General features: G+C 62.9%; 24 protein-coding genes and 1 riboswitch. Of the genes, 17 read left to right on the forward strand and 7 right to left on the reverse strand.

The features are described from left to right. The first annotated feature begins 162 nt into the window (after positions 1 to 162). Both Q7J44_RS00915 and Q7J44_RS00920 read left to right on the forward strand, forming a co-directional pair. Positions 163 to 543, forward strand: a complete 381-nt coding sequence (locus tag Q7J44_RS00915) for a hypothetical protein (protein ID WP_304876104.1) — start codon at positions 163 to 165, stop codon at positions 541 to 543. A 57-nt stretch (positions 544 to 600) separates the two neighbouring features. Continuing rightward, positions 601 to 1,098 carry a copper chaperone PCu(A)C gene (locus Q7J44_RS00920; protein WP_304876106.1) on the forward strand — a complete coding sequence of 166 codons (498 nt, stop codon included), beginning with the start codon at positions 601 to 603 and terminating at the stop codon, positions 1,096 to 1,098. Positions 1,099 to 1,135: 37 nt separating this feature from the next. Here Q7J44_RS00920 and Q7J44_RS00925 read toward each other — a convergent pair whose 3' ends face one another. After that, positions 1,136 to 2,005, reverse strand: coding sequence for a MurR/RpiR family transcriptional regulator (locus tag Q7J44_RS00925; protein ID WP_304876108.1), 870 nt, complete (start codon positions 2,003 to 2,005; stop codon positions 1,136 to 1,138). A gap of 176 nt (positions 2,006 to 2,181) precedes the next feature. Here Q7J44_RS00925 and Q7J44_RS00930 point away from each other — a divergent pair, with 176 nt between their 5' ends. The 7 genes from Q7J44_RS00930 to Q7J44_RS00960 all read left to right on the forward strand — a co-directional run bounded on the left by Q7J44_RS00930 (position 2,182) and on the right by Q7J44_RS00960 (position 10,004). Further along, positions 2,182 to 2,949, forward strand: a complete 768-nt coding sequence (locus Q7J44_RS00930) for an N-formylglutamate amidohydrolase (RefSeq protein WP_304876110.1) — start codon at positions 2,182 to 2,184, stop codon at positions 2,947 to 2,949. A 3-nt stretch (positions 2,950 to 2,952) separates the two neighbouring features. Then, entirely contained in the window at positions 2,953 to 3,459 is a 507-nt protein-coding gene (locus tag Q7J44_RS00935) for a TRAP transporter small permease subunit (protein ID WP_304876112.1), read from the forward strand. Next, on the forward strand, positions 3,459 to 4,802 hold the full coding sequence (locus Q7J44_RS00940; RefSeq protein ID WP_304876114.1) for a TRAP transporter large permease subunit: 1,344 nt from the start codon (positions 3,459 to 3,461) through the stop codon (positions 4,800 to 4,802). The genes Q7J44_RS00935 and Q7J44_RS00940 overlap by 1 nt, the downstream gene beginning before the upstream one ends. Before the next feature lie 49 nt (positions 4,803 to 4,851). Further along, positions 4,852 to 5,904 carry a TRAP transporter substrate-binding protein gene (locus Q7J44_RS00945; RefSeq protein ID WP_304876116.1) on the forward strand — a complete coding sequence of 351 codons (1,053 nt, stop codon included), beginning with the start codon at positions 4,852 to 4,854 and terminating at the stop codon, positions 5,902 to 5,904. A gap of 90 nt (positions 5,905 to 5,994) precedes the next feature. Next, positions 5,995 to 7,362, forward strand: a complete 1,368-nt coding sequence (locus Q7J44_RS00950) for a glutamine synthetase family protein (protein WP_304876118.1) — start codon at positions 5,995 to 5,997, stop codon at positions 7,360 to 7,362. Between the two features lie 97 nt (positions 7,363 to 7,459). After that, on the forward strand, positions 7,460 to 8,839 hold the full coding sequence (locus tag Q7J44_RS00955) for an aldehyde dehydrogenase family protein (RefSeq protein ID WP_304876120.1): 1,380 nt from the start codon (positions 7,460 to 7,462) through the stop codon (positions 8,837 to 8,839). Between the two features lie 4 nt (positions 8,840 to 8,843). Beyond that, positions 8,844 to 10,004 (forward strand): iron-containing alcohol dehydrogenase, encoded by a 1,161-nt coding sequence (locus Q7J44_RS00960; RefSeq protein ID WP_304876121.1) that lies wholly within the window; start codon positions 8,844 to 8,846, stop codon positions 10,002 to 10,004. A gap of 124 nt (positions 10,005 to 10,128) precedes the next feature. Here the strand turns inward: Q7J44_RS00960 and Q7J44_RS00965 are convergent, their stop codons facing one another. The 4 genes from Q7J44_RS00965 to Q7J44_RS00980 all read right to left on the reverse strand — a co-directional run bounded on the left by Q7J44_RS00965 (position 10,129) and on the right by Q7J44_RS00980 (position 14,048). After that, on the reverse strand, positions 10,129 to 11,190 hold the full coding sequence (locus Q7J44_RS00965; RefSeq protein WP_304876122.1) for an ABC transporter ATP-binding protein: 1,062 nt from the start codon (positions 11,188 to 11,190) through the stop codon (positions 10,129 to 10,131). Beyond that, positions 11,190 to 11,972: an ABC transporter permease gene (locus tag Q7J44_RS00970; RefSeq protein ID WP_304876124.1), complete on the reverse strand. Its 783-nt coding sequence runs from the start codon at positions 11,970 to 11,972 to the stop codon at positions 11,190 to 11,192. Before Q7J44_RS00970 ends, Q7J44_RS00965 begins: the two co-directional genes overlap by 1 nt. After that, a complete protein-coding gene (locus Q7J44_RS00975; RefSeq protein ID WP_304876126.1) occupies positions 11,969 to 12,847 on the reverse strand; it encodes an ABC transporter permease subunit in 879 nt (292 codons plus the stop codon). The genes Q7J44_RS00970 and Q7J44_RS00975 overlap by 4 nt, the downstream gene beginning before the upstream one ends. A 100-nt stretch (positions 12,848 to 12,947) precedes the next feature. Further along, complete coding sequence (locus Q7J44_RS00980) at positions 12,948 to 14,048, reverse strand: ABC transporter substrate-binding protein (protein WP_304876128.1); 1,101 nt, start codon at positions 14,046 to 14,048, stop codon at positions 12,948 to 12,950. Between the two features lie 307 nt (positions 14,049 to 14,355). Then, positions 14,356 to 14,549, forward strand: a riboswitch (cobalamin riboswitch). Between Q7J44_RS00980 and Q7J44_RS00985 the strand changes: the two genes are divergently transcribed. The 5 genes from Q7J44_RS00985 to Q7J44_RS01005 all read left to right on the forward strand — a co-directional run bounded on the left by Q7J44_RS00985 (position 14,535) and on the right by Q7J44_RS01005 (position 19,779). After that, entirely contained in the window at positions 14,535 to 16,568 is a 2,034-nt protein-coding gene (locus tag Q7J44_RS00985; RefSeq protein ID WP_304876130.1) for a TonB-dependent siderophore receptor, read from the forward strand. (Overlaps the previous riboswitch by 15 nt.) After that, the gene (locus tag Q7J44_RS00990) at positions 16,555 to 17,385 is read left to right on the forward strand and encodes an ABC transporter substrate-binding protein (protein ID WP_304876132.1); all 831 of its coding nucleotides are present in this window, start codon (positions 16,555 to 16,557) and stop codon (positions 17,383 to 17,385) included. Before Q7J44_RS00985 ends, Q7J44_RS00990 begins: the two co-directional genes overlap by 14 nt. Continuing rightward, on the forward strand, positions 17,382 to 18,368 hold the full coding sequence (locus Q7J44_RS00995; RefSeq protein ID WP_304876134.1) for an iron ABC transporter permease: 987 nt from the start codon (positions 17,382 to 17,384) through the stop codon (positions 18,366 to 18,368). Before Q7J44_RS00990 ends, Q7J44_RS00995 begins: the two co-directional genes overlap by 4 nt. Beyond that, a complete protein-coding gene (locus tag Q7J44_RS01000) occupies positions 18,365 to 19,108 on the forward strand; it encodes an ABC transporter ATP-binding protein (protein WP_304876136.1) in 744 nt (247 codons plus the stop codon). Before Q7J44_RS00995 ends, Q7J44_RS01000 begins: the two co-directional genes overlap by 4 nt. Continuing rightward, positions 19,105 to 19,779 carry an adenosylcobinamide amidohydrolase gene (locus Q7J44_RS01005; RefSeq protein ID WP_304876138.1) on the forward strand — a complete coding sequence of 225 codons (675 nt, stop codon included), beginning with the start codon at positions 19,105 to 19,107 and terminating at the stop codon, positions 19,777 to 19,779. Before Q7J44_RS01000 ends, Q7J44_RS01005 begins: the two co-directional genes overlap by 4 nt. Here Q7J44_RS01005 and Q7J44_RS01010 read toward each other — a convergent pair. After that, a complete protein-coding gene (locus Q7J44_RS01010; RefSeq protein WP_304876140.1) occupies positions 19,758 to 20,789 on the reverse strand; it encodes a LacI family DNA-binding transcriptional regulator in 1,032 nt (343 codons plus the stop codon). The genes Q7J44_RS01005 and Q7J44_RS01010 overlap by 22 nt on opposite strands. Positions 20,790 to 20,832: 43 nt before the next feature. Continuing rightward, positions 20,833 to 21,735, reverse strand: a complete 903-nt coding sequence (locus Q7J44_RS01015; RefSeq protein ID WP_304876142.1) for a GntR family transcriptional regulator — start codon at positions 21,733 to 21,735, stop codon at positions 20,833 to 20,835. A 166-nt stretch (positions 21,736 to 21,901) separates the two neighbouring features. Between Q7J44_RS01015 and Q7J44_RS01020 the strand changes: the two genes are divergently transcribed. The 3 genes from Q7J44_RS01020 to Q7J44_RS01030 are packed head-to-tail and all read left to right on the forward strand — an operon-like array spanning position 21,902 to position 25,427. Next, on the forward strand, positions 21,902 to 22,918 hold the full coding sequence (locus tag Q7J44_RS01020; protein WP_304876144.1) for a zinc-binding alcohol dehydrogenase family protein: 1,017 nt from the start codon (positions 21,902 to 21,904) through the stop codon (positions 22,916 to 22,918). Then, positions 22,915 to 24,432 carry a sugar ABC transporter ATP-binding protein gene (locus tag Q7J44_RS01025; RefSeq protein WP_304876146.1) on the forward strand — a complete coding sequence of 506 codons (1,518 nt, stop codon included), beginning with the start codon at positions 22,915 to 22,917 and terminating at the stop codon, positions 24,430 to 24,432. Before Q7J44_RS01020 ends, Q7J44_RS01025 begins: the two co-directional genes overlap by 4 nt. Continuing rightward, positions 24,429 to 25,427: an ABC transporter permease gene (locus tag Q7J44_RS01030; protein ID WP_304876148.1), complete on the forward strand. Its 999-nt coding sequence runs from the start codon at positions 24,429 to 24,431 to the stop codon at positions 25,425 to 25,427. The genes Q7J44_RS01025 and Q7J44_RS01030 overlap by 4 nt, the downstream gene beginning before the upstream one ends. The last annotated feature ends 55 nt before the right edge of the window (positions 25,428 to 25,482 follow it).

A 25,482-nucleotide genomic window follows, 5' to 3' on the forward strand; every position in this document is an offset into this window, starting at 1 on the left:
GTGCAATGTGAAAGACTGGTCACAGATCGGGCAGGTTGCCTGCGGCCTCTTCCGGCTTTGTGCGGATGGTCCGGATGCTTCGGACAGAATCCGCCCCTTCCCACGTTGGTGGGACAGAGTGACCCGTTGCGTTGCGTCGCAATTTGCGGCATCCCGAAACGTATGGTTCGGTCCCTGATCATAAGGCTGCGTGGTGTTGCGCTGTTCGCGTTTCTGGCGATCAGCCTTGCCATTGCCAGCCTGGGCCATCACGCGCCCACGCATCAGGATGCGCGCGCCGAGGCGTTTTTGCTGTCCGGCTTTGCCATCGCCGACCTGTGCGCCCCGTCCGGTTCGGGGAAAGTGGCATCGGCTGTTCGTTGCCTTGCCTGTACTCCGCCCGGCCCGGTGCTGATTCCTGCCGTCGCCTGCGTCCTGCGCCCGGCAGATGTCCGGGTGGTTGCCGCCATTTTTGCGCCGCGTGCGCGCAAGACCGTGGCCGCCGTCCATGACCCCGCCCGCGCACCGCGTGCGCCGCCCTTTGATGTGATCCTGTCTGTCTGAGCCCTTTCCAGTCCTGACAGCCGGCAAATGCCGTGCTCACGCCAAAAGGCAAACATCATGAAGTTTTCTGTCTCTCTGACCTGCATCAAAACCCCGGTTCTGGCCCTGTGCGCGGCCTTTCTGCTGGCCAGCCATGCCCAGGCCCATGGCGTCACCGCCGGTGATCTGGAGGTGATCCATCCCCACATCCTTGCGCCGGCGGCTTCGGCCAAATCGGCAGCGGGCTATGTGGGCATCGCCAATGAGGGCACGACCGCCGACCGGCTGATCGGCATCGAAGTGCCTTCGGTCCACCACTCCGAACTGCACACCACCGAACACAGCGCCGATGGCGTTGCGCGGATGATGCATGTCGATGCCATCGACATTCCGGCGGGCGAGACTGTTCTGCTGGAACGCGGCGGCATGCACATCATGCTGATGGGCCTGACCGAACCGCTGACCGAAGGCCAGATGGTGCCCGCCACGCTGATCTTTGAACGCGCGGGCCGGGTCGAGGTGGAGTTCAGCGTCGATCCGTCGGACGGTGACGATCATTCCCACATGGGACACTGATCCCGAAAGCCCGTGGCGTTTGCGCGCCACGGGTTCGTCAGCGATAACGCCGGAAGAACCGCGACCGATCATACAGGGTTTCCAGCCGCTTCATCCGGCCTTCGGTTTCCGCCCATGTCCGGCTTTGCACACTTGCCAGCAGTGTTTCGACCAGCACGAGGATCGACACGGTGGAGTCCCAGGCCGAGGGGGCCTCGATATGCGCGGTCAGCGTGTGGCGGGCGTGGGCGGCGGCGGGGCTGACCCAGCGGTCGGTGATCACCACCACCTCGGCCCCCTGTTCCACCGCCAGTTCCACCAGTTGCAGGACCGAGTTTTCATAGCGGCGGATATCAAAGGCCACCAGCACATCACCCGGTTTCATGTCCAGCAGGGCCGGGGGCCAGGTGTTTGACATGTCGGACAGCAGCGTCACCTCGGGCCGGACCACCTTCATCAGCGACACCAGATAATCGGCATGGGCATGGGTGATCCGCCCGCCCATGGCAAAGATCCGGCGCGACGGATCGGCCAGCAGATTGGCCACCGCATCAAAATCATCATGGTCGATCTGGCTGAGGGTGGCCTGAAGGTTTGCCACCACCGCATCGGCAAAACGATTGAGGATATGGGTATCGGGTGCCCCCCCGGCCCAGCGGTCATGCTTGACCAGCGGCGATTCGAGCATCGCCCCCACCTCGCCGCGCAGGGCCGACTGGTAATCGGGGTAGCCGCGATAGCCCAGCTTCTGGCACAGGCGCACCACGGTGGGGGTGGAAACCTCTGCCGCCTTGGCCAAAGCGGTGATCGAGCCAAGCGCCGCCACCGGATAATGCCGCAGGATATGCGTTGCCACCTGCCGTTCGGCCCGTGTCAGTTCGGGCAGCGCGGCGCGCATCCTGTCTTCGACGCCAAGGGGAAGGTCCATTTCGATGCCTTTCCAGCGAGTTTGCACCGGATGCCCGGGTGCGACGGTGTTGATTGCAAACAACTCTGCCCGGTTTCCGAAATGATTGTAACAGAAATTGTGCAGAAGAAAAAATCTTGACAGAACCGTGTCAGATCAGGAACCCTGAGCGCAGCACAAGGGGCACCGAGTCACTGATGAGCCTGCAATCCATCCAGACAGATTTCGCGGCGAGTGTCGAAAACCCCGATGCTGCAGGGGCTATTCTGCTGGTCTGCGAACATGCAAGCAACGCTTTTCCCGCGCCATGGGGATGCCTTGGTTTGACCGATGCGCAATGCCGCGCCCATGTCGCATGGGACCCGGGTGCGCTGGATCTGTCGCGGGCTTTGGCATCCCGGCTGGATGCAGCACTTGTGCACGCCCCCGTCAGCCGGTTGATCTATGATCTGAACCGTGGGCCGGACCGCGCCGATGCGATGGCCGCCCGGTCCGAGGTGCATGACATTCCCGGCAATCAGTCTCTGACCGCGCAGGACCGCCTGCACCGGGCGCAGGCACTGTATCTGCCGTTCCACACCGCCCTGCATGCCGAGATTGTGCGGCGGCTGGCGCTGGGGCGGGCAACGGTACTGGTCACCATTCATTCCTTTACCCCGGTTTACCACGGCCAGCCCCGCGCGGTGGAATTCGGCGTGATCCATGATGCCGATCCGCGTCTGGCACAGGAGATTGTGACGACAGCGCAAGCGATGACCGGCCTGAGTTGCGCGCTGAACGAACCCTATTCCGCCGCCGATGGCGTCACCCATACCCTGCGTCTGCAGGCCACGCCTTACGGGCTGGCCAATGCGATGCTGGAAATCCGCAATGACCTGATTGCCACGCCGCAGCAGGCCGAGGCGATGGCCGCCCAGCTGGCCCCGGTACTGCAACGCGCCCTTATCGCAATGGCGGAGGGTTAGGCGATGCCACGGATTGCCATAGGTCTCGTGCGATTGATCGACCGGCTGAATTACGGCGTGGGCCGGATGGCGATGTATCTGCTGTTCGTGCTGATGGGCATCCTGATGTGGTCCACCATCAGCAAGGCCGCCTTTACCCCGTCGCTGTGGACGCTGGAGATGGCGCAGTTTGTGATGGTGGCCTATTTCGTGCTGGGTGGGCCTTACGCCATGCAGATGGGCAGCCATGTGCGGATGGATCTGTTTTACGCCCAGCAAAGCCCGGTGCGCCGTGCGTGGTGGGATGCAATCACCGTGCTGGCGCTGATCTTCTATCTTGGGGTCATGCTGTGGGGGGCTGTCGATTCCACCCTGTATTCACTGCAATATAATGAGCGCAGCCCGACCGCATGGCGGCCCTATCTGTGGCCGATCAAGGTGATCCTGTGCATCGGCTTTGCCCTGATGCTGTTGCAGGCGCTTGCCGCCCTTATCCGTGACATCGCGACCATCCGTGGGGAAACCATCTGATGCCCTATGAGATGATCGCGGCCCTGATGTTCTCCACCATGCTCTTGATGATGATGACCGGGCAACGGGTGTTCGGCATCATCGGCTTTGTCGCCGTGGTGGCGGCCATCGCGCTGTGGGGGCAGGGGGGCGAGCAGATGGGCTTTTCCGCCACCATGAAGCTGATGCGCTGGTATCCGCTGCTGAGCCTGCCGATGTTCGTGTTCATGGGTTATGTGATGTCGGAATCGCGGCTGGCCGATGATCTGTACCGCATGTTTTACCTGTGGTTCGGTCGGGTGCGGGGCGGGCTGGCGGTGGGAACCATTCTGCTGATGGTGCTGATTTCCGCGATGAACGGGCTGTCGGTCGCGGGCATGGCGATTGGATCGACTATTGCGCTGCCCGAATTGCTCAAGCGCGGCTATGACAAGCGCATGGTCACCGGCGTCATTCAGGCCGGGTCGAGCCTTGGCATCCTGATCCCGCCGTCGGTGGTGCTGGTGCTGTACGCCATGATCGCCCGCGCGCCGGTGTCTGAACTCTGGCTTGCCGGGCTGATGCCGGGCCTGCTGATGGCGTCGATGTTCATCCTGTACATAACCCTGCGCTGCCGTTTTCAGCCGCACCTTGGCCCGGCGCTGAGTGCCGAGGAACGTGCGCAGATCACCTTTGCCGAAAAGCTGCGCAGCCTGCGGGCCGGGCTTTTGCCCTTCATCATCTTTGGCGCGATGATGCTGCCTTTCATCTACGGCTGGACCAGTCTTGTTGAAAGCAGCGTGATCGGGGTGGCCGCCACTGTGATCGGTGCCGTGATCAAGGGCACTTTCACCCGGAATGTCTTCGAAGTCGCCACCCGCAGCACGCTTGGCATCACCTGCATGTTCATGTGGGTGATCCTTGCTGCGCTGTCCTTTGGCGCGGTGTTTGACGGCCTTGGCGCGGTCAAGGCGGTTGAGGCGTTGTTCGTCGACCGGCTGCACATGGGGCCATGGACCATCCTGATCCTGATGCAGCTGTCGTTCCTGCTAATGGGGATGTTTCTGGATGATACGGCGATGCTGGTCATCGTGGCCCCGCTCTATGTGCCGCTGGTCGCCACGCTGGACCTTGGCCTGCCGCGTCAGGATGTGCTGATCTGGTATGGTGTGCTTTATACCATCACCTGCCAGATTGCTTACCTGACGCCGCCGTTTGGTTATAACCTGTTCCTGATGCGGGCCTTTGCGCCAAAGGAAATCACCATGGGCGACATCTATCGCTCGGTCACACCCTTTGTCGGGGTAATGGTTGTGACCCTTGGCCTGATCATGGCCTTTCCGCAGATCGCGCTTTGGCTGCCGCATCTGATCTATCGAAACTGAGGTACGGAGAAACCGCGCCCGTCCATCCCACCAACAAGAGGTAACACCGATGACAACATCCAGACGTTCCTTCCTGACCAAAACCGCCACCCTTGCCGTCGGGGCCGGGGCGGCCACGCTTGCCACGCCCGCCGTCACCCGCGCGCAGGACGTGATCAAATGGCGCATGCAGACCTATGCCGGGGCGGCCTTGGGTGAAGAGGTGGTGAAACCCGCCATCGACGCCTTCAACCGCATGGCGGCTGGCCAGATGGAGATTGAACTGTTCTACGCCGACCAGCTTGTCCCCACCGGAGAGCTGTTTCAGGCCATGCAGCGCGGCACCATCGACTGCGTGCAGTCGGACGACGATTCCATGGCCTCGCCCACCGAAGTCACCGTGTTCGGCGGCTACTTCCCGATGGCGCTGCGCTACAGCCTCGACGTGCCCGCGCTGTTCAACAAATACGGGCTCAAGGCGATCTGGGAAGAGGAATATGCCAAGGTCGGCGTCAAGCACATCTCGGCCGGGGCATGGGACCCGTGCCACTTCGCCACCAAAGATCCGATCAACAGCCTTGCCGATCTGCAAGGCAAACGCATCTTCACCTTCCCGACCGCGGGCCGCTTCCTGACCCAGTTCGGCGTGGTGCCGGTGACGCTGCCATGGGAAGACATTGAAGTCGCAGTGCAGACCGGCGAGCTGGATGGCATCGCATGGTCCGGCATCACCGAGGTGTATACCGTGGGCTGGTCGAACGTGACCAACTACTTCCTGACCAACAATATCTCGGGCGCGTGGATCGGCCACTTCTTTGCCAATATGGACAAGTGGAACGCCCTGCCGCCGCATCTGCAGGAAATGCTGGCCACCTGCTTCGAGCAGTCGCACTACTATCGCCAGCACTGGTACTGGGCCGGTGAGGCCGACCTGCGCCTGAACGGCGGCAAGCTGCAACTGACCACGATTCCCGATGAGGAATGGGCCACGGTTGAGGCCGCCGCCGTGACGTTCTGGGATGAAATCGCCGCTGAATCCGAGGTGAAGGCCAAGGTTGTGGCGATCTTCAAGGAGTACAACGACGTACAGAACAAGGCTGGCCGCCCCTATCGTTACGGTTGAACCTGCCGCTTGCAAATTTCGGGGGGCGCATCCGTTGCGCCCCTTTCCACACAATAATATGATCAAAAAACTGACAGACGAGGATAAGTGATGCCGGGCAATCTGACGCTGGACGCTTTGCGCGAATTGGTGGACGCGGGCACTGTTGATACGGTTCTGGTGGCCGCTGTCGACATGCAGGGCCGCCTGATGGGTAAACGCTTTCACGCCGCGTTTTTCCTCGATGGCGGATACAAGGAAACCCATTGCTGCAACTACCTGCTGGCCGTCGATATGGAGATGACCACGGTGCCGGGCTACAAATCCGCCGGGTGGGAGCAGGGCTACGGCGATTACATGATGAAGCCGGACCTGGAGACGATGCGTCTGGTTCCGTGGCTGCCCGGTACAGCGCTGGTGCTGGCCGATCTGATGGATCATTCGGGCAAAGAAGACATCACCGTCAGCCCCCGGGCCATTCTGAAACGTCAGGTCGCCCGCGCCCGCGCGCTGGGGTTTGAACCGATGATGGCAACCGAGCTGGAGTTCTACATTTTCGAGAACGCCTATGACGATCTGCGCGATGGCGGCCTTGCCCGGCTGAAGCCGATTTCCGGCTATAATGAAGATTACCACATTTTCCAGACCACCAAGGAAGAGGGCATGATGCGCGACCTGCGCAACGGCCTTTATGCCGCCGGTATCCCGGTGGAAAACACCAAGGGTGAGGCAGATGCCGGCCAGCACGAGGTGAACTACCGCTATTCCGACGCGCTGGATACGGCGGACAACCACATCATCGTCAAACAGGCGGTCAAGGATATCGCCTATGCCAAGGGCAAGTCGGTGACCTTCATGGCGAAGTATGATCACCGCAAGGCCGGTTCCTCCAGCCACGTGCACCAAAGCCTGTGGACCAAAGACGGCAAGCCGGTGTTCTATGACCACGACGACGCCAATGGCATGTCAGCCACCATGAAGCATTTCGTGGCCGGGCAGCTGGCCCATGCGCAGGAAATCACTGCCTTTCTGGCGCCTTACGTTAACAGCTACAAGCGCTTCACCATCGGTATGTTCGCCCCCACCAAGGCCGTGTGGAGCGCGGACAACCGCACCGCAGGCTTCCGCGTTTGCGGCGCGCATACCAAAGCCGTGCGCGTCGAATGCCGCATCCCGGGCAGTGACGTGAACCCCTACCTTGCCTGCGCCGCCTTGCTGGCTGCCGGGCTGGCCGGGATTGAGGGCAAGATGGAGCTGGAGCCTGAAATGAAAGGCGATATGTACACTGCCAAGGGCCTGCGGGAGATTCCGCACAACCTTCGCGAGGCGGCAGATCTGCTGGAGGCTTCGGCCATGCTGCGCGCGGCCTTTGGTGATGATGTGGTGGACCACTACACTCACGCAGCCCGCTGGGAGATCGCCGAGACCGACCGCGTGGTGACAGATTTTGAATTGCAGCGCCTGCTGGAGCGGGCCTGAAAGCAGGGGTGAGCCCCGGACAAATGAGGTGGGGCGGGGGTCTCCCCGCCTGTGGTGCAAGGGATTGGCGGGGTAAACCCCGCCCTACGGAGATGACATGAAGCCCATCCAACTGATTTCCCCGGTCGATGGCCGGGTCTATGCCGAGCGGATGCCGCTGACGCCTGACGCCGCGCAAGCCGCGGTCGCCCGCGCCCGCGCCGCGCAAAAGCCATGGGCGGCACGGCCACTGGAAGAGCGTATCGCGCTGGTCAGGGCGGGCGTCGCCCGGCTCAACGAGATGAAAGACGTGATCGTCGAGGAACTCGCCTGGCAGATGGGCCGCCCGACCCGGTTCGGCGGCGAATTCGGCGGCGTGAACGCCCGCACCGATTACATGGCCGAAATCGCTGCCGAAACACTGGCCCCGAAGGTGGTCGAAGACAGCGACACCTTCCGCCGGTACCTCGCGCGTGAAGCTCTGGGCGTGGTGTTCATCATCGCGCCTTGGAACTACCCGTACCTGACCACCATCAACACGCTGGTTCCCGCGCTGATCGCCGGGAACACCGTGGTGCTGAAACATGCCAGCCAGACCCTGCTGGTCGGCGAACGGCTGGCCGAGGCGTTCCATGCTGCAGGCATCCCCGAAGATGTGTTCCAGAACATCGTGCTGGACCACGCCACGACGGAAGCCCTGATCAAGGGCCGCGCGTTTGATTTCATCAACTTCACCGGCTCGGTCGCGGGCGGGCAGGCGATGGAACGGGCGGCGGCGGGCACGTTCACGCCCTTGGGGCTGGAATTGGGCGGCAAGGACCCCGGTTATGTGCGGGCCGATGCCAACCTCGATGCCGCTGTCGATACGCTGATGGACGGCGCGCTGTTCAACGCAGGCCAGTGCTGCTGCGGGATCGAGCGGATTTATGTGCACGAGTCGCTCTATGATGCCTTCGTCGAAAAGGCCATCGCATGGACAAACACGCTGAAACTTGGCAATCCGTTTGAGGCGGACAGCACCATGGGGCCAATGGCCCACGCGCGCTTTGCCAAAGTCGTGCGCGATCAGGTGGCTGAGGCCATCGCCGCCGGGGCGAAACCACTGATCGACCCGGCGCATTTCCCCGCCGATGATGGCGGTGCCTATCTGGCGCCGCAGGTGCTGGTGAACGTCGACCATTCGATGCGGGTGATGACGGAGGAATCCTTTGGCCCCGTCGTCGGCATCATGAAGGTCAAGGACGATGCCGAAGCCATCGCCCTGATGAACGACAGCCAATACGGCCTGACCGCCAGCATCTGGACCGAAGACTATGACACCGCCGCCGCCATTGGCGCGCAGATCGAAACCGGCACCATTTTCATGAACCGCGCCGATTACCTTGACCCGGCGCTGTGCTGGACCGGCTGCAAGAACACCGGGCGCGGCAGCTCGCTGTCCTATCTGGGTTTCCATTCGGTGACCCGCCCGAAATCCTATCACCTCAAGAAAGCTTGACCCCATGTCGCACGGCGTGCCCAACCGCAACTGGTCCTACCCCACCGCCATCAAATTCGGCGTTGGCCGGATTTCCGAACTGGCCGATCATGCCAAAAGCATCGGCCTGAAAAAGCCGCTGCTGGTGACCGACAAGGCACTGGCCAGCCTGCCGATCACGTCCGAGGCGCTGTCGGTCCTGGATGCCGCCGGGCTGGGCCGCGCGGTGTTTTCCGAGGTGGACCCCAACCCGAATGAGAAGAACATGACAGACGGCATCGCCGTCTATCTGGCGGGCGGCCATGATGGGGTGATCTGCTTTGGCGGCGGGTCTGCGCTGGATCTGGGCAAGATGATCGCGCTGATGGCACATCAGCGGGCGGATCTGTCGGTCTGGGATCTGGAGGATGTGGACGACTGGTACACCCGCGCCGATGGCGACCAGATTGCGCCCATTCTGGCGGTGCCCACCACAGCTGGCACCGGGTCCGAAGTGGGGCGTGCAGGCGTTCTGACAAATTCGGAAACGCATAAGAAAAAGATCATCTTCCACCCCAAACTGATGCCCGCCGTCACGCTCTGTGACCCGGCCCTTACCGTGGGGATGCCGAAGTTCATCACGGCAGGCACCGGGATGGATGCCCTCGCGCATTGTCTGGAGGCGTATTGCAGCCCGTTCTACCACCCGATGTCGCAAGGCATCGCGCTGGAGGGCATGCGGCTGGTGTTTGAAAACCTGCCGGTCGTCTACAAAGACCCGACCAACCTGATGGCGCGCGGCCATATGATGTCTGCGGCGGCCATGGGGGCCGTGGCCTTCCAGAAGGGGCTGGGTGCTATTCACTCGCTCAGCCACCCGGTGGGCGCTGTGTATGGCACCCATCATGGCACCACCAATGCCGTGGTCATGCCAATGGTGCTGGATTTCAACCGCCCGGCAATTGAAGACCGGATCAACGCAGCGGCGGCCTATCTGGGCATTGGGGGAGGGTTCGATGGCTTCCGTTCTAAGGTCATGGATCTGCGGGCAGAACTGTCCATCCCGGCCGACCTGACCGCCATGGGCGTGAAGGCGGCGGATCTGGACATGCTGACCGATATGGCACTGGAAGATCCGTCCTGTGGCGGCAATCCCATTGCGATGACGAAGGAAAACACCCGCGCGTTGTTTGACGCCTGCATGTGACCGGAGGGGGCGGCGGGGTGAACCCCGCCCTACCCCGAACTCTGCGCGCCCGTTTCCTCCAAAGAGGTAGGGCGGGGTTCACCCCGCCTTTGTTCTGGCAACGGGCGACGAAAAGACCTGCGCCCTACGCCTGCAACAGAATGAAATCGCGGCCCGACAGGCTGACCTCAACACTGCTGCCCACCACGGGCGGCGGTGTATCCGGGCGGTTGAAGGTGTCCAGCGACACCGCAGCGCCCGCCAGATCGGCTTTCAGCCGGATCACCGACCCCATGAAATGCACATCCGTCACCTTGGCCGTCAGCAGCGCTTCGGCATCAGGCAGGCGGCCCAGCCGCAGCGCCTCGGGGCGCAGCGCCACCGACAGCGTGTCCCCCGCGCGCGCTGCCAGCGGCGCACCCGGCAGTGTCAGCGTCTGACCGGCCAGCATCACCCGGCCTGCCGCTGCATCGGCGACCTCTACCTCAAATGTGTTCAGCGTGCCGACGAAGTTGGCCACAAACTTGGTGCGGGGCCGGTTGTAGATTTCGAACGGTGCGCCGACCTGATCGGCCACGCCGCCGTTCATCACCACGATGCGGTCCGAAATGCTCATCGCCTCTTCCTGATCATGGGTCACGAAGATGGTTGTGATCCCAAGATCCTGCTGGATCTGCCGGATCTGGTTGCGCAAGGAAACCCGCACCTTGGCGTCCAGCGCCGACAACGGCTCATCCAGCAGCAGAACCGATGGGCGCGGCGCAAGCGCGCGCGCCAAGGCCACCCGCTGTTGCTGCCCGCCCGACAGCTGAAACGGGAACCGCCCGCCCAGATCGGACAGCCCGATCAGCGCCAGCATTTCGGCCACCCGCGCCTCGCGCTCGGCCCGCGGGGCGCCCTTGACCTTCAGGCCAAAGGCGACGTTATCGGCCACGGTCATGTTCGGAAACAGCGCATAGGCCTGAAACATCATGCCGATGTTGCGCGAATTGGCCTTCAGCCCGGTGACGTCCTTGCCATCGATCGTGATGTCGCCCGCTGTGGGGGATTCGAACCCCGCCACCATGCGCAGCACCGTGGTCTTGCCACAGCCCGAAGGGCCAAGCAGCGAAATGAACTCGCCCTTTTCAACCGACAGGCTGAAATCCTTGACCACGCGGTTCTGGCCGAAGGATTTTTCAAGATGGGTCATGGTCAGGAAGGACATCAGGCTTTCGCCCTTTCGTGTTTTGAGAACCGGGTGACAAGCTGCATCAACCCCATGCAGCCCCAGGTGATGGCAAAGGCGATCACGGCCAGTGCAGGCGGCTCATAGGCGCGGTTGGCACCCAGCAGTTGCATGAACGGGCCAAAGGCCGGGCGATTGAGCAATGCCGCCATGGTGAATTCCCCCAGCACGATGGCCAGCGTCAGGAAGGCGCCCGACAGTACCGCCACCATCACATTGGGCAGGATGATCCGCGACAGGATCGTGACCCAGCCCGCGCCAAGGCTTTGCGCGGCCTCGGTCAGCGTGGTCACATCTATGGTGCGTAAGCCAGTATCGACTGAGCGGTACATGTAGGGCAGGGCCAACGTGGTATAGCCCATGGTCAGCAGGAAATCGGTGCCAAAGGCAGAGCCGGTCAACGGCAGAAAGCTGGAGGTGTTGTACAGCCGGATATAGCCGAACACGATCACGATCGCCGGAATGACCAGCGGCAACAGGGTGATGAATTCAATCACAGGGCGGGCCTGCGGCAGCTTCAGCCGCACCCAATAGGCGGTTGGCACCACCAGCAGCACGCCCACCACAATGGTCGCCGCCGACAGGATCAGCGAATAGCTGAACGTATCCCAGAAACGCTGATCCTCGAACACGCGGCGATAGGCGTCAAAGGAATACTCCCCCCGCCGCATCTTCAGGCTGAATTCAGTCATCCCGATCAGCGGCAACGCAAAGAAGACGCAGCCGAGCAGAAAGGTGCCCCAGGCGAAGAAACGGGTCATTTCAGCCACCTTTCAGACCGCACGCGCAGCCAGATGTACAGGAAATTGGCCAGAGCGGTGATGACGATCATCCCGAAGGCAAGGGCATACCCCAGGTTCGGGTTGCCCAGCACATCGCCGCGGATCTGCGCGAACAGTTTGATCGGCACGATGTTCAGCTGCGGCCCGGTCAGCGCAAAGGCGGTCGCGACCGCGCCGAAGGCATTGGCAAACAGCAGGGCGAAGGTGCCCAGCAAGGACGGGAACAGGATGGGCAGCGCCACCATGCGCCAGTATTGCGCGCCCGTCGCCCCCAGCACCGCCGCCGCCTCGCGCCATTCGCGCTTCAGCCCGTCCAGCGCCGGAATGATGATCAGGATCATCAGCGGGATCTGAAAGAACAGATAGGTGATGACCAGCCCCCAGAACGACAGCAGGTTGAACCCCATCGCCCGCAGGTTGATGCCGAACTCCGTGCGCAGCCAGACCGTGACCAGGCCGACTGGCCCCAGTGTCGCGATAAAGGCAAAGGCCAGCGGCACCCCGGCAAAGTTTGACGCAACACCGGAAAAGGTGATCAGCGGGTTTCGCGCGCCCTTCGGCAAGCCGCCAAACACCACGGCTGCGGCCATGGCAAAGCCGATGGCGCAGCCCAGCAGGGCGGTCACGAAAGACAGTTTGATCGATGTCCAGTAGGCAGACCGGATTGAGGCGTTGTTCAGGTCAATCAGGTTCTGCAGGGTAAAGCTGCCGTCAGCGGTCTGAAACGCGCCGATCACGATCTTCATTGTCGGCAGGATCAGGAACAGCACGGCGAAAATCAGAAAGGGCAGGATGCCAAGCCATTCGACAGGAAGTCGAAATCGCGGCCCGGTGTGGGGTCGGTCAGCTGGCATCGGGTGTCCCTGATCTTTGGTTGGTAAACGGGGCACTTTGCGGCCCCTTTTCAAGAGGGTACATCAGCCCGGCGCGATGCCGGGCTGATGTCAGTCTGTCTTATTCGACGTTGGCACCGACGGTTGCATCCCAGCCACCGACAACGGCGGCCTTGTTTGCGTCCACTTCTTCCAGTGTCGGGAAGTAAGCGGCCTCATAGGATTCTGCCGGTGGCAGGGCTTCCATCAGATCGGCCGGCAGTTTGTCGGCGGCCGCCATCGCGTTGAAGCGCGCAGGGTGGCAGTAGCCTTTCAGCCAGCCCAGCTGACCTTCGTCCGAATACAGGTATTCCATCCACAGCTTGGCGGCATTGGGCTGCGGTGCATAGGCCGAAATCGCTTGCACATAAACCCCGGCCAGAACGCCGGATGCCGGCACAACAACCTCAACCGGCGGGTTGCCGGCCAGCGTGTCACGGGCGGCCAGCGCGTTATAGTCCCACATGATGACGATCGGCGTGGTGCCTTGTGCCAGCGTGCCGGTCTTGCCGATGACCGGAACAAAGTTGTCCGCGTCGTTCAGCGCCTTGAAGAAATCAAGCCCGGCTTTGCCAGCCTCTTCGCCCGCAGCAGCGCCGGTGGACAGACCTGCCGCCAGCACACCCAGAATTGCCTGGTTCGACGCGCGTGGGTCGCCTGCAAGGGCAACCATGCCCGCATATTCCGGCTTGAGCAGATCGGCCCAGTCCTGCGGGACATTCTCGACGATGTCGGTGTTCACAAGAAACGACATCACGCCATAATAGTCAGCGTACCAATGGCCTTCGGCATCCTTGATCGCATCGGGGATTTCGTCCCAGGTTGCGACTTTGTAGGCCTGGGTCAGGCCCTCGGCCTTGGCTTGCGGGCCAAAGGCCAGACCAACGTCGATCACGTCTGGCGCTTGCGGGCCCTTGTTGTCTTTGTTGGCCTTGATCGCCTCGATCTCATCGGCCGAACCGGCATCGGGGTTCAGCTCGTTGACGGTGATTTCGGGATACTTGGCCTTGAAGCCGGCGATCACGTCGCCATAGCCGCACCAGTCATGCGGCAGAGCGATGGTCGACAGCATGCCTTCGGCTTTCGCAGCGGCTTCCAGTTCGGCCATTGACTGGGCCGAAGCCAGCGGTGCGCTCAGCACCACGGCGAGGCTGGTCGTCAGCCCAAGCAGTTTCTTTGTCATCATTGGAGTCTCTCCCGGTTGATCATTTCTGTCCCGCTTGCCATGCCGTTCCCTCTGCCCGACCGCCCGGAACGGATTCGCGGTTTATCGGGGAAGGTTAAGGGTGCATCGGCGAGTCAGACAAGTCGTCTATCGCTGTCGTGTGACAATTTTTTCACAAGAACTCAGGCTGAAACAATTATATCGGGTTTCCAGGACCTTTGTCCTCTCCCCTGCGGCCAGCACCGCCCATTGCATGGGCAGAGTGACCATACCCCGAGGGCCCGCCATGCCCCGCACTTGGCCTTGACTCCGATGCCAGCAGATCAATAGAAACGCTGATCCAAGTTCCGGCCTGAAACCGGATGAAAAGGGAACACGGAAGGGGCCTGCCCCAGACCGTGGCTGCCCCCGCAACTGTAAGCGGTGAGCGACGTTGAATATACCACTGGGGCAACCCGGGAAGGTCAACCGAGCGACGACCCGCGAGCCAGGAGACCTGCTTGGATGATCACCCTTTCCGGGCGCGGGGCGCGTCATGGGAGCGGTTTTTCCGCAGCGGTGACGATCACGCATCGTCTGTGGAAAGTGTCATGCTTTCCCGGATCAAACCGCATTGCGGGTCAGCTGACCCGTCCGGCCAAAGGAACGCACAAGATGCACGGCATCTCCAGACTGGCACTGATTTCCGCCCTTGCCACGACCGCACTCGCCACCCCAGCACTGGCGCAGGATACTGACGATATCGCGCTTGATAAGATTACTGTGACAGCCAATCGCACGGTGACTGACCGCAAACGTACCGGCGTCTCCGCAACTGTGATTTCAGGTTCCGATCTGGGCGCGGCTCAAGAGCTGGGTATCGCAAGCGCGTTTAGCCGGTTGGCGGGCCTATCGGTCGTGCAACAGGGTGCTTTCGGAAGCCCGGCCAGTGTCCGCATCCGGGGTGCGGATCAGCGCTACATCGCAGTGTTCATCGATGGCATCCGTGTTTCAGACCCGAGCGGCGTGCAAACAGAGTTCGACTTCGGCAGGCTGCCCACGGCGGGCATTGACCGGATTGAGATATTGCGCGGCTCTCAATCGGCGCTGTGGGGCGGGTCGGCGGTCGGCGGCGTGATCAACTTTACGACGGCACGGCCAACCGAAGACGGAACGACACAGCAGGTCCAGACCGAAGCCGGCAGCTTTGGCACTGCCAGCCTGAGCTACAGCCTGACACAGAAAACCACCGATCTTGAAACCGCGCTGACGCTGACGCACCTGCGAACCGATGGATTTTCGGCGGCGGCGACCGGCACAGAGCGGGACGGGGCCGAAGCCACACGGGCCTCAGCCATCCTCCGCTATCATCTGACAGATATGCTCACCTTGGGCGGGGCGGCGTTTCACCAGAAAACAAATGCCGAATTTGATGGGTACATTGATACTGACGGGGATACCTATGGCGATACATTTGCCGACTTGCCGAACGTCAAATCGGCGCGCGAAACTGGCCTGCGCGCGTTTGCCGAACTGTCACTGGGCAACACCGAACATGTTTTCGACGTCACCCGCTATCAGATCGGCCGGAACGTTTCCGACGAAAACGGCGTAGGTGAGTTTAAAGGCAACCGCACCACTGTCAGTTGGCAGGCTACATCCGACATCATTGCCAATCTGTCCCTGGTTTACGGCGCGGACACGATGCTGGAAAAGGCCGAGTATACCAACCTGCCGGGTGGCATTGCCGATACCCGGCTGTCGGGGGCCTTTGCGCAAGCGCTGTGGGCTGTGACTCCTCAGACGGATATTTCGGCAACAGTCCGGGTCGACCATAATTCTACCTTTGGGAATTTTTCAACCGGCCGCATCGCGCTGGCCTTCCGTCCCGATGATGCCACAACCCTGCGCGCAGCGGTGGCGACGGGCTATCGCGCACCGTCAATTGACGAACGGTTCGGCAACTATCCTTCGCTGTTCTTCGTTGGCAATCCCGCTTTGACGCCGGAGGAAAGTCTGTCACTTGAACTGGGAGCGGAACATGAATTTGCGGGCGGTGCAGTGGTGTCGGCCACCGTATTCCGGCTGGAGGTTGACAACCTGATCACCTCGACTGCCTTCTTTGACTCGCTGGAGAACATCGACGGCACTTCGGTTCGTCAAGGCGTCGAACTCGGGGCTGAAATTCCGTTGGCAGAGCATTTCCGTTTTGGGGTTGCCTATACCTACACCGATGCGCGCCGCCCTGACCGTACGGTGGGGGAAAAGCGCATCGGCCTTGTGCCCTATCACGAACTGGCTGCGATGCTGGACAGCGACATTACCGACCGTTTGTCCGCCGGCCTTTCTGTCAAGCATGCTGCGGGGCGCAAGGATGATTTTGGCAACTCTGATATGCCCGATTATACAGTGGTCAACGCGCAGGCTGCCTATCAGATCTCCGATACCGCCGAGGTTTATATGCGGATCGAGAATCTGTTCGACACCGATTACCAAACCTCAGTCGGCTATGCATCGGCTGGCCGTTCAGCCTATGTGGGGCTTCGTGCCAGGTTTTAGGGCCGCCCTGCTCGCGGCACTTTTTGCAGGGGCTTCGCCTGCCCTTGCCGACGCCCCCCAACGGGTCGTCTCCATCAACCTGTGCACCGATCAGTTGGCCATGCTACTGGCCGGGTCGGGCCAGCTGATTTCGGTCTCGTTCCTTGCACAAGACCCACGGTCTTCGGTCATGGTAGATCAGGCCCTGGCCTATCCCGCCAACCGCGCCCTTGCGGAGGAGGTCTATCTGCTGAAGCCTGATCTGGTTCTGGCCGGTACGTTCACCGCCGGGGCCACCGTGTCGATGCTGGAACGGCTGGGGATTGCGGTGGCGACCTTCCCGCCCGCATCGTCTTTGGCCGAGGTGCGGCAGGGCATGGTGGATATGGGCGCGGTCCTTGGCCGGCAGGATCAGGCCGCTGCCATGGTGGCCCGTTTTGACGCGGGTCTGGCGGAGCTGTCCGAGGCTGATGCAACGCAGCACCCCACCGCTGCCACCTATGCCGCCAATGGCTACACGCCGGGCGCGAACAGTCTGTCGGGCGATATCATCCGCGCCGCCGGGTTCCGCCACCTTGCCGCAGAACTGGGCCTGACCCAAGGCGGGTTCCTGCCGCTTGAGGCGCTTATTCTGGCCGCCCCCGATCTGGTCGTGGTGGGGGAGACCTACCCCGGCAACTCGCGCGCCGAAGAGATCCTGTCGCACCCGGCCCTGACGCAACTGCGCGGGGGGCGCGAAACGCTGGAAGACCGCGACTGGGTCTGCGGGTTGCCCGGCGTGGTCGATGCCGTCACCCGGATGCGCGCGGCCCGTGATGCGATCGGGGATGCACCATGAGCTTCCGGGGGGTGCTTGCCAGCCTGACGGTGCTTGTCGCGGTGTTGTTCGCGCTGTCGCTGGTGACCGGGGTGGCCCCGGTCGGCCCGGGCGAAAGCCTGTTGGCCCTGATCAGCGATGATGGCGGGCCGCTGACCATGGTGATGCGCGAAATCCGGCTGCCGCGCGCCATTCTGGCGGTGATGATCGGGGTCAGCCTTGGCCTGTCGGGCGCAGCGATGCAGGGCTTTCTGCGCAACCCGCTGGCAGAGCCGGGGTTGATCGGCGTGTCCTCCTCGGCTGCCCTTGGCGCGGTTCTGGCTTTGCAGACCGGGTTTGCGATGGCGTTCACGCTGGCGCTGCCCTTTGCCGCCCTGATGGGGGCGGTTGTCGGGGTGGCGGTGATCCTGTTTCTGGCCGGGCCGGGGGGCGGGGCCTTTACCCTGATCCTTGCAGGCATCGCCCTGTCCGCGCTGACCGGGGCGATGACATCGCTGGTGCTGAACCTGTCGCCCAACCCATTTGCCGCGAATGAGATTGTGTTCTGGATGATGGGCTCACTGGCCGACCGGTCATTCGACCATGTCTGGATGGCGCTGCCGATCATGGCGCTCGGCTGGGTCGCGCTTGCGCGCACCGGGCGGGGCTTGGAGGCGCTGACACTGGGCGAGGATGCGGCGGCGTCGATGGGTTTTGACCTGTCACGCCTGCAGCTGGTGCTGCTGGGGGGGGTCGCCGCCTCGGTCGGGGCGGCGGTGGCGGTGGCGGGGGCGATCGGCTTTGTCGGGCTGGTGGTGCCGCATATGTTGCGCCCGCTGGTGGGCGGCAGCCCGTCACGGCTGTTGCCAGCCGCGGCGCTCGGGGGGGCGGCACTGCTGCTGGCGGCGGACATTGCCGTGCGGCTGGTTCTGCCGGGGCGCGATCTGAAGCTGGGGGTGGTGATGGCACTGGTCGGGGCCCCGATCTTTCTGCACCTGATCTGGCGGATGCGGGGGCAGCCATGACCCTGCTGACGCTGGACAAACTGACCGCCCGTCGTGGGCCATGCGCCGTGCTGTCCGGCATTTCGCTGCAGGTCGGTGCGGGAGAGTGTATCGGGTTGATCGGTCCGAACGGTGCCGGGAAAACCACGCTGATGCGGGCGGCGCTTGGGCTGATGCGGGCCGAAGGGGTGTCGTCGCTTGCCAGTCTGTCGCCTGCGGCCCGCGCCGCCCAAGCGGCGTGGCTGCCGCAATCGCCCGAGATTGCCTGGCCGGTCACGGTGCGTCATCTGGTGGCGCTGGGGGCCATGGCGCGGGGGCGTGGCGCGGAACATCCGAGCGTGGATCATGCCATCGACCGCATGGGCCTTGGCCCCTTTCGTGACCGCGCCGCGAATGGCCTGTCGGGGGGCGAGCAGGCGCGGGTGCTGATTGCCCGCGCGCTCGCGCAGGACACGCCCTTGCTTCTGACCGATGAGCCGATCGCCGGGCTGGACCCGGCCCAGCAGATCCGCACCATGCGGGTGTTCCGCGATCTGGCGACCGAAGGGCGCTCGGTCATCGTATCCTTGCACGATCTGGGGCTGGCCGCGCGCCATTGCACCCGGATCATTGTGGTGGACAAGGGTGGCATCGCCGCCGATGGCCCACCCGATAAGGTGCTGACGGATGACCTGATGGGCCAGGTGTTCGGCGTCACCTCATTCCGGGCCGAAACCGCGCAGGGGCCGGTGTTTCAGCCGATGGAGACGCTGGCCCCATGATCACGGTCACGCTGGACCGCCCCTGGCTGCGGGCAGACCTGCACCGCCCGCGCCGGATCTTGTCCTTTGCGCCCTATCGTCCGGGCTTTGTCATGGCGCGGCACATCCTGTGGCGGGAGGTGCGCAATGCCGATCTGACGCCTGATTTTGACGTGTCAGACTGGTTCGCCCGCGATCTGGCACGCTATGGTCATCAGGATGCGGTCGGGCTGCTGACCTCACGCGATATTGGCCGGTTTGTCCTGACAGAGGCGCGGGTAGAGGGGCAGGGGGCGGCCTGTCTGGCCACCGTCGGCCTGGGCAATGCCGAGGCTGTCGGATCACGCCTGCCTATCGACCCGCAGGCCGGTTACGGCACAATCAACATTCTGGTGATGAGTGAACCCGGCCTGACCGAAACCGCCCAGATCGAGGCGCTGAGCATCGCCACACAGGCCCGCACCGCCGCCGTGATGGACAGCGGGCTGTGCCTGCCGGATGGCCATCCGGCCACCGGCACAGGCACCGATTGCATTGCCATAGCTGCCGATCCCGGTCCTGTGGCCTATGCCGGATTGCACACGGCATTGGGCGAAGCGATTGGCCGCGCCGTCCGCACTGCTGTGGATCAGGGGGCGGCGGAGTGGATGGTGGAAAACGGCCGCAAGGCTCAGACCGACTCTGGCAAGTAAAGATCCTGCGTCAGGAAATGCTGCCCCCCGGTCGCCGCCAGCCCGCTTTGCACCGTTTCAGATGCGATGGTCACCAGATCGGCGCAGAGCTGCGCCAGCGGCGTCGCGATCACCATCGTCACATGGCGCGAGATCAGGGCGGCCCGGCTTTCCGGCGTCAGCTCATTGACGATCAGCGCCACCTCTCCCGGCGCGCGGGTTTCGCGCAGGGCGGCAATCGCGCCCTCCATCCCGCCGCCCGCGCAATAGATGCCGCGCAGGTCGCCGTGGCGGCCCAACAGATCCAGCGTCGCCTCATAGGTCAGCTGCCGGGTTTCCAGATTGACCAGCGTATCGAGCACATGAAACGCCGACGCATATTCCCGGATGTAGCTGCGAAAGCCGGTTTCCCGCAATTCATGCCCATGCCAGCGGGTGCCGCCGATGAACACCGCAATCTTGCCGGGCTGGTGTGAGGCAAGGCTGATCATCTGCGCCGCGATCCGCCCGACCTTCATGTTGTTCATGCCGATATACTGCTGCCGCACGCCTTGGGCAAAATCGTTGAGCAGCGCAAAACACGGCACCCCCGCCGCATTGATGCGGCGCACAGCCTCTGTCACTTCGGGGTGGGCGACGGCAGTGGCGGCAATCGCATCGACCTTGCCTGCCATACCCTCCATCAGCGCCACGAAATCCGCCGGGGTCTGTGAGGTGGAAAACGCGATCTGCACGCTGGCCCGCACGCCGACAGCGGATGACACCGCCTTTTCAATCTCGGCCCGGAACTGCTGGTAAAAGGCTTGCCGTTCCTTGTGCAGCACGACGCCCAGACGCAACCGGGGCCGCGCGTCCTGAACGCGTTGCGCAATCAGCGGGGCCGCGTGGTAGCCGATCCGGCGTGCGGCTTCGTAGACCCGGTTGGCGGTGTCTTCGCGCACCTTTTCGCGGGCGTTCAGCACCCGGTCGACCGTGGCTGGCGACAGCCCCGCCTCACGCGCGACGTCATGTATGGTGGGGCGACGGGCCATGATCCTCCGGCTCTTTCGTGTCTGCTTAGCCCGTCCGCTGCGGCTACGCCAGATGATGCCCCCGCATCGACGACAGCAGCGTTTCTTTTGACGTGGCCAGATGCCCGCGCGCCCGCGCCTCGGCGGTGGGTGTGTCCCGGGCCTGCAGGGCCGCGATGATGGTCAGGTGTTCGCGGATCGCCGCCTCATTCCGGTAGCGTTCCATCGTCTTGTCCCACTGATAATGATAGTGAAAGATCAGCGAGATCACCTTCTGGAACTCGGCCACAAAACGATTGCTGACCACCGAGTTGAGCAGCGCATGAAACCGCCCGTCCAGCCGTGAAAAGTCGTGAAAGTCGCGATCAATCCGCTGGAGCAGATCCAGATGCTCATCATGGATCGCGGCCAGTGCCGCCCAGGCCGGATGATCCCCCGGCAGTGCTGCAAACACCCGCACGGCGTTCAGCTCCAGCACCTGCCGGAATTCCGACAGCTCCACCGCATAATCGGCGGTGAACCCCAGCAGGCGCCAGCCGCCGCGCACCCGCCGCTCGATCAGCCCCGATTGCCCAAGGCTGGCCAGAAACTCCTGCAAGGCATGTGGCGGCACGGCAAATTGCCGGGCGAGTTGAGTGATGTTCAGAGCGGTGCCAGCCGGCACGTCAAAGCGCAGCACCCAGTCCAGAAACCGGGCTTCCAGATCTTCGCGGCCAATGTAGTCTTCGCGCAGCGGCAGCCGGTCATCTTTCCCCGGCACGCGTGCCAGCTGTTTGTTGCGCCCGCTGCCCTGCAAAATGCCATCGGCGCCCAGTTTCTGCACAACCGCGCGGATCACCGTCCTCGACACCCCAAGTCCCGCCGCCATCTGCACTTCGGATGGCAGGCCCGCCCCCACGGTCAGGACTGACAGCATATCCAGCATCGCATTGTGCGACTGGCGAAAGCGGGTGTCGGTGCGTGCCATTGGGTGTTTTCCCCTCAGCCCCTGTTTTGTCCGGGCCCTGTTTCTATGCATTAAAAAATTAAAAACAGTTGGCAAGGGGAAATCGCCCCTGCATGGTGTCTTTAATGATAAAAATCACTGGCTGAGTCGGTGGTCAGATTGGTGGCCTTGGGAGGGGTTCTGAATCATGGATGGCCCGGTCGTTCAGACCATGCTTTGTGGCACCTGCGCGGCCCCCGGACAGTTCACGCTGACGACCCACCCGCAACCGCAGACTGCGCCTGACGGTTGGGTGCTGGTCGATATTGATGCGGTCGGGTTGTGTGGCACCGATTTCCATATCTTTGAAGGCAAGCATCCGTTTCTGGCTTACCCCCGGGTGATCGGCCATGAACTGTCCGGCCATGTCGCGCAGGCCACGGGTGATTGGCCGAAGGGCACAGCGGTGGTGATCAATCCCTACCTGTCCTGTGGGCGTTGCGTGGCTTGCCGAAAGGGCAAGCCCAACTGCTGCACCGATATCGCCGTGCTGGGCGTGCACCGTGACGGCGGCATGTGCGCCCGCATCGCGGTGCCATCCGGCAACCTGTATGACGCATCCCGCCTGCCCAAGGGCGCTGCGGTGCTGACCGAGTTTCTGGCCATCGGCGCGCATGCCGTGCGACGCGCGGCCCCCGGTCCCGGCGATACAGTGCTGGTTACCGGCGCAGGCCCTATCGGCCTTGGCGTTGCGCTGTTTGCACGGGCGCGTGGTGCCGCCGTACATCTGCGCGATGCCAGCCCCGCCCGGCTGAGCGCCGCCGCCGGGTTCGGCTTTGCCGAACTGCATGGCGTGGCCGACCCGCTGCCCGAAGGCGGCTTTGACGTGGTGTTCGACGCCACCGGCAACCCTCGCGCCATTCAGGCCGGGTTTGCACATGTTGCCCATGGCGGCACCTATGTGCTGGTGTCAGTCGTCAAGGATGACATCACCTTTTCTGACCCCGAATTCCACAAGCGCGAAATGACCCTGATGGGCAGCCGCAACGCCACTGCCGAAGACTTTGCCACCGTCATGCAGGCGCTGAGCGACGGCACCATTGACGCTGCCCGCATCACCTCGGAGACCCTGCCGCTGGCCGATCTGCCCGCGCGGTTCCCTGCGCTGGTTGCCAACCGTGAGGCGCTGATCAAGATTGTCGTGCAGGTCGGGGGGCAGACATGACTCTTGTCCGCATGACCGGCATCGACAAGCATTTCCCCGGCGTCCACGCGCTGAAGTCGGCACAGTTCGATCTGGTGCCGGGGGAGGTGCACGCCCTGATGGGCGAAAACGGCGCGGGCAAGTCGACACTGATGAAGGTGCTGTCCGGCATCTACCAGCCTGATGGCGGCACGGTCGAGGTGTCGGGCGAACCCGCCACCATCAACGGCCCCCGCGCGGCGCAGGCGCTTGGCATCGGCATCATCCATCAGGAACTGGCCCTGATGAACGACCTGACCGTGGCGCAGAACATTTTCATCGGCCGCGAGCCCCGCCGCAGTTTTGGCCGACTGGACGAGGCGCAGCTGAACGCCGATGCGGAAAGCATCTTCGCCCAGATGAAGGTGCGCATCGACCCGAGGACCGAGGTGCGCACCCTGTCGGTCGCCCGCCAGCAGATGGTGGAAATCGCCAAGGCGCTGTCGTTCCGCTCGCGCATCCTGATCATGGATGAACCCACCGCCGCGCTGAACGATGCCGAAACCAATGAACTGTTTGCCATCATCCGGGGTTTGCGCACCGAGGGCGTGGGTGTGGTCTACATCAGCCACAAGATGGACGAAATCCGCCGCATTTCCGACCGCGTCACCATCATGCGCGACGGGGCCTATGTCGGCACGGTCCACGCCGCCGATACGCCGATTGAAACCATCATCAGCATGATGGTCGGGCGTGATCTGGAAAGCGTGCATGTCGATATCCCCGACCTGTCCTCTGCCCCGGTGGCGCTGGAGGTGCGGGGTCTGAACCGGGGTCGCATCATCCGCGATGTGGGGTTCAGTGTGCGGCAGGGCGAGATCTTGGGCTTTGCCGGGCTGATGGGGGCCGGGCGCACCGAAGTCGCCCGCGCGATCTTTGGTGCAGACCCGCGCGACAGCGGCGAGATCATCGTGCATGGCAAACCCTCCACCATCCGCAGCCCGCAGGATGCCGTGGCTGCAGGCATCGGCTATCTGTCGGAGGACCGCAAACACTTCGGCCTCGCCCTCGGCCTTGATGTGCGCGCCAATGTCGGCATGACCAGCCTCGCCCGGTTTTCCAACGCAATGGGTGTGCTGGATGAGGCGGGACTGGAAAAGACCGCCCGTACCTACATCACCCAGCTTGCCATCCGCACCCCGTCTGACCGGCAAGAGGTGCGGTTGCTGTCGGGCGGCAATCAGCAGAAGATCGTCATCGCCAAATGGTTGTTGCGCAACTGCGACATCCTGATCTTTGACGAACCGACCCGTGGCATCGACGTGGGGGCCAAGGCGGAAATCTACCGCCTGATGCAGGCGCTTGCGGCGGATGGCAAAGCCATCATCGTCATCAGTTCCGAACTGCCCGAGGTGCTGCGCCTGTCGCACCGCATTGCCGTGATGTGCGAAGGCCGCCTGACCGGCATTCTGCCCGGCGGCCCCGGCACCAGTCAGGAAGAAATCATGCGCCTTGCCACCACAAAACACAGCGCACCTGAGGAGGCTATCGCATGACAACCCTGCCCGCCGCCACCCCGGCCCGCAAACCCGCATCCGGCGCGCAGCAAAAGCTGCTGGCCTTTGCCAGCCTGATCGTTTTGCTGGTGTTCTTCTCGGTGGCGTCGCCGAACTTCCTGCAAACCTCAAACATGCTGGCCATTCTGCAGGCGACATCGGTCAACGGGGTGCTGGCGATTGCGGCCACTTTGGTCATCATCACCGGGGGGATTGATCTGTCGGTCGGCACGCTGATGACATTCTGTGCCGTCATGGCGGGGGTGATCCTGACCAATGCCGGGTTGCCGCTGCCCTTTGGCATTGTCGGGGCGATTGCTGCGGGTGCTGTCTGCGGCACCATTTCCGGCACGCTGGTCGCCAAGATGAAAATCCCTCCGTTTATCGCCACGTTGGGGATGATGCTGATCCTCAAGGGTCTGTCGCTGATTATTTCGGGCACCAAGCCGATTTACTTCAACGACACGCCGGGGTTCTCGCAAATCTCCACCGGGTCGTTGATCGGCAAGATCATCCCTTCTGTTCCAGTGCCCAATGGCGTGCTGATCCTGTTCGTTCTGGCGCTGGTCATCGGCTATGTTTTGAACCGCACTGTGCTTGGCCGGTACTGCTTTGCGCTTGGGTCCAATGAAGAGGCGGTGCGCCTGTCCGGCGTGAATACCGATGCATGGAAGATCGCCATCTACGCCTTGGCAGGCAGCATCTGTGGCATTGCTGGGCTGATCATCGCGTCACGCCTGAACTCGGCGCAGCCCGCACTGGGGCTGGGGTATGAGCTGGACGCCATCGCCGCCGTGGTCATCGGGGGCACCTCGCTGGCCGGGGGGCGCGGGTCGATCCTTGGCACCATGATCGGCGCGCTGATCATGGCCGTGCTGCTGAACGGATTGCGCGTCATGTCGGTGGCGCAGGAATGGCAGACCGTTGTCACCGGCGGAATCATCATCGCCGCCGTTTACGCCGACATGCTGCGCCGCCGCCGCGCGGCCAGCTGACACATCAACCAGAGGGCGACGAACGCCCCAAATACTTTGCCCGCACTCATCAACA

This window comes from Pseudotabrizicola sp. (assembly GCF_030656345.1).
Lineage (GTDB): Bacteria > Pseudomonadota > Alphaproteobacteria > Rhodobacterales > Rhodobacteraceae > Pseudotabrizicola.